The organism is Dietzia sp. DQ11-71 (genome assembly GCF_014144995.1).
In the GTDB taxonomy this organism is placed as follows: domain Bacteria; phylum Actinomycetota; class Actinomycetes; order Mycobacteriales; family Mycobacteriaceae; genus Dietzia; species Dietzia kunjamensis.
Map to the genome: position 1 here is coordinate 1 of NZ_JAALDT010000012.1, position 4,060 is coordinate 4,060.

3 protein-coding genes are annotated in these 4,060 nt (G+C 70.1%); 2 read left to right on the forward strand and 1 reads right to left on the reverse strand.

The genetic code is table 11. The features are described from left to right. On the forward strand, positions 1–1,493 hold a 1,493-nt coding region (locus tag G6023_RS00550; RefSeq protein WP_182633813.1), incomplete at its 5' end, for an alpha-amylase family protein. 11 nt (positions 1,494–1,504) lie between these two features. Continuing rightward, positions 1,505–3,877: a 1,4-alpha-glucan branching protein GlgB gene (gene glgB / locus G6023_RS00555; RefSeq protein ID WP_182633814.1), complete on the forward strand. Its 2,373-nt coding sequence runs from the start codon at positions 1,505–1,507 to the stop codon at positions 3,875–3,877. An 18-nt stretch (positions 3,878–3,895) separates the two neighbouring features. On the opposite strand, the gene G6023_RS00560 is transcribed toward glgB, so the two are convergent. Then, a partial coding sequence (locus tag G6023_RS00560; RefSeq protein WP_182633815.1) for a tetratricopeptide repeat protein occupies positions 3,896–4,060 on the reverse strand: 165 nt, incomplete at its 5' end.

Consider the following 4,060-nt stretch of genomic DNA (forward strand, 5'->3'; position numbering starts at 1 on the left):
CCGTCCGCGAACTCGTGACCGTGGGTCAGACCCACCGCGTGTGGGTGGACCGTCGCGAGGCGCAGTTCAGCTCCTGGTACGAGTTCTTCCCCCGCTCCACCGGCGGGTGGGACGACGAGGGCCGTCCCGTCCACGGGACGTTCACCACCTCGCGCTCCTACGTCGATCACGCGGCCGACCTCGGGTTCGACGTCGTGTACCTGCCGCCGATCCACCCCATCGGCGAGATCAACCGCAAGGGCCGCAACAACACCCTGACCCCCGGGCCCGACGACGTCGGGTCACCGTGGGCCATCGGCTCCGCCGAGGGCGGACACGACGCGGTCCACCCCGACCTCGGCACCGTCGACGACTTCCGGGACCTGGTGACCTACGCCGGGGAGCGCGGCGTCGAGGTCGCACTGGACCTGGCCCTGCAGTGCGCGCCCGACCACCCGTGGGCCGCCGAACACCCCGAGTGGTTCACCGTGCTGCCCGACGGGCACATCGCCTACGCCGAGAACCCGCCCAAGAAGTACCAGGACATCTACCCGGTCAACTTCGACACCGACCCCGAGGGCATCTACGCCGAGGTGCTGCGTGTCGTCCGGCTGTGGACGTCCCTCGGGGTACGGATCTTCCGGGTGGACAACCCGCACACCAAGCCGGCCGACTTCTGGAACCGCCTCATCAGCGAGGTGAAGCGGACCGAGCCGGACGTGCTGTTCCTGGCGGAGGCCTTCACCCGGCCGGCCCGGCTGTTCGGACTGGCCAAGCGCGGGTTCTCGCAGTCCTACACCTACTTCACGTGGAAGACCACGAAGGCCGAGTTGGTGGAGTTCTGCGAGCAGCTGCTGGCCCACGTCGACGAGGCCCGCCCCAACATGTTCACCAACACCCCGGACATCCTCCACGAGTCGCTCCAACGTGGCGGCCCGGCGATGTTCGCGATCCGGGCGGTGCTCGCCGCGACGCTCTCGCCCGCGTGGGGCGTGTACTCCGGCTACGAGCTCTACGAATGGCAGCCCGTCGCCGACGGCAGCGAGGAGTACCTCGACTCGGAGAAGTACGAGCTGCGGCCCCGTGACTTCGCCGCCGCGGAGGCCGCCGGGCAGTCGCTCGCCCCGTGGCTGCGCACCCTCAACCGGGTCCGCCGCGAGCACCCCGCCCTGCAGCAGCTGCGCACCCTGACGTTCCACGACGTGGACAACGACCAGATCATCGCCTACTCCAAGGTCGACCCGGCCACCGGAGACTGCGTTCTCACGGTGGTCTCCCTGGACTCCCTCGGCGTCCAGGAGGGCACCCTCCACCTCGACATGGCGGCCCTGGGGTACGACGCCGACGCCCGGTTCAGCGTCCGCGACGAGGTGACGGGCTCCGAGTTCCACTGGGGGTCGAGCAACTACGTCCGGCTCGAGCCGTGGACCGCCGTCGCACACATCATCGCGATCCCGCCCTGCGACGAAGCACGTAGGGTCGAACTGTCCTACCGCACGCACACCGTGGATTGAGGCGAACGGCCATGGCAAAGCACAAGAAGAAGGACCGCTCCACCGACCGGCTCCAGCCGGAGCAGACCTCGTCGTCGTCGCCCTCGTCGTCGTCTTCATCACCGCCGTCACCGCCGTCACCGACACCGCCCGCGCCGGCCACGGCGCCCGTCGCGTCCCCCGGGCCCGTCACTCCCACGGAACCGACGCCGATCCCGCACGACGTCCTCGGCCGGCTCCGGTCCGGTACCCACCACGACCCGCACTCCGTCTACGGCGCGCACCGGGACGGGGACGGCTCCGTCGTGCGCACCGTCCAGCCGGGCGCGGTGGAGGTGGAGGTCGTCATCGGCGACCGCACCGTCCCCATGCGCCCGATCGGTGACGGACTGTTCCACGCGGCGCTGCCCGACCCCGACGTTCCCGACTACCGTTTCCGGGTCCGCTACCCCGACGGCCACACGCGCACCGTCGCGGACGGCTACCGCTTCCTCCCGACGCTGGGCGAGGTCGACCTGCACCTCATCGGCGAAGGGCGCCACGAACGACTGTGGGATGTCCTCGGCGCCCACGTGCGCACCTACGAGACCGCGGGCGGGCCGGTCACCGGCACCTCCTTCGCGGTGTGGGCGCCGGGCGCCCGCGGGATGAGCGTGGTCGGCGACTTCTGCGGATGGAACCCCACCGCGCTGCCCATGCGCTCGATCGGATCCTCCGGGGTCTGGGAACTGTTCGTGCCCGACGTCGCCGACGGCGCGGTCTACAAGTACTGCGTCCGCGGCGCCGACGGCCGGACCATCGACCACGCCGACCCCATGGCGGTGGCCACCGAGGTGCCCCCCGCCACCGGGTCCAAGGTGTTCACGTCCGGCTACGAGTGGAACGACGAAGAGTGGATCGCCGCCCGCGCGACCCGCGACCACTCGCGTTCCCCGATGACCGTCCTCGAGGTCCACGTCGGATCCTGGCGACCCGGACTCGACTACCGGGAGTTCGCGCACGAGCTCGCCGACCACATCGCCGAGACCGGGTTCACCCACGTGGAACTCATGCCCGTCGCCGAGCACCCCTTCGGCGGTTCGTGGGGCTACCAGGTCTCCTCCTACTACGCCCCGACCAGCCGGTTCGGCTCCCCCGACGACCTGCGCTATGTCATCGACCACCTGCACTCGCGCGGCATCGGCGTCCTGGTGGACTGGGTGCCCGCGCACTTCCCCAAGGACGAGTGGTCACTCGGCCGGTTCGACGGCACCCCGCTCTACGAACACGCCGACCCCCGCCGCGGCGAGCAGCCCGACTGGGGCACCTACGTGTTCGATTTCGGCCGTCACGAGGTACGCAACTTCCTCGTCGCCAACGCCCTCTACTGGGCCGAGGAGTTCCACATCGACGGACTGCGGGTGGACGCCGTGGCCTCGATGCTCTACCTCGACTACTCCCGCGAGGCCGGCGAGTGGACCCCCAACATCCACGGTGGACGGGAGAACCTCGAGGCCATCTCGTTCCTCCAGGAGGTCAACGCCACCCTGGCCCGGGAGCACCCCGGTTTCCTCACCGTGGCCGAGGAGTCCACGTCCTGGGGCGGCGTCACGTCGCCCACCTACACGGGCGGCCTCGGGTTCTCCATGAAGTGGAACATGGGCTGGATGAACGACACCCTGCGCTACGTGGGGCTCGACCCGATCTACCGCGGTTTCCACCACGGCGAGATCACCTTCTCGATGATGTACGCCTGGAGCGAGCGCTTCGTCCTCCCCCTGAGCCACGACGAGGTGGTCCACGGCAAGGGATCGATGTGGGAGCGTATGCCCGGCACCTCGTGGGACCGTGCGGCCGGCATCCGCAGCCTGTACGCCTACATGTGGGCGCACCCCGGCAAGAAGCTGCTCTTCCAGGGCCTCGAGTTCGGGCAGACCACCGAGTGGGACGCCGACAAGGGTGTCGCCTGGGAGAATCTCGAGGGCTGGGAGGGCGAGTATCACCGTGGCATCCTCGCCTGCGTGCGGGACCTCAACGCCCGCTACGCCGACAATCCCGGCCTGTGGTCGCTCGACGACGACCCCTCCGGCTTCTCGTGGATCGACGCCAACGACGCCGCCCACAACACGCTGTCCTTCCTGCGGACCGACCACGCCGGCAACACCGTCGCGTGCGTGGTCAACTTCTCCGGCGCCGCACTCGGCGATTACCGCATCGGGCTCCCCGAGGACGGGTACTGGGAGGAGATCCTCAACACCGACGCCTCGGCCTACGAGGGCTCGGGCGCGGGCAACCTCGGCGGTGTCCACGCCGAGCCGGCACCCCACCACGGACGGCCCTATTCCGCGGCGATCACGGTCGGCCCCCGCGCCACCGTGTGGTTCCGACACGCGGCACCGACGACGACGGAGATCGCGGGCGCCTGAGCGGCCGGGAGCCGAGCGTCAGTAGAGCGCGCTCGCGAGGTCCCGGCGCGCGGCCAGCACGCGTGCATCGTCCACCGGCAGCGCCTCGAGGAGCTCGAGCAGGCGCGCACGCAACGTGGCCCGCTCGTCACCACCGTGAACACGGATCGCGTTCACCAGCGTCGCGAACGCGGCCTCGTACTC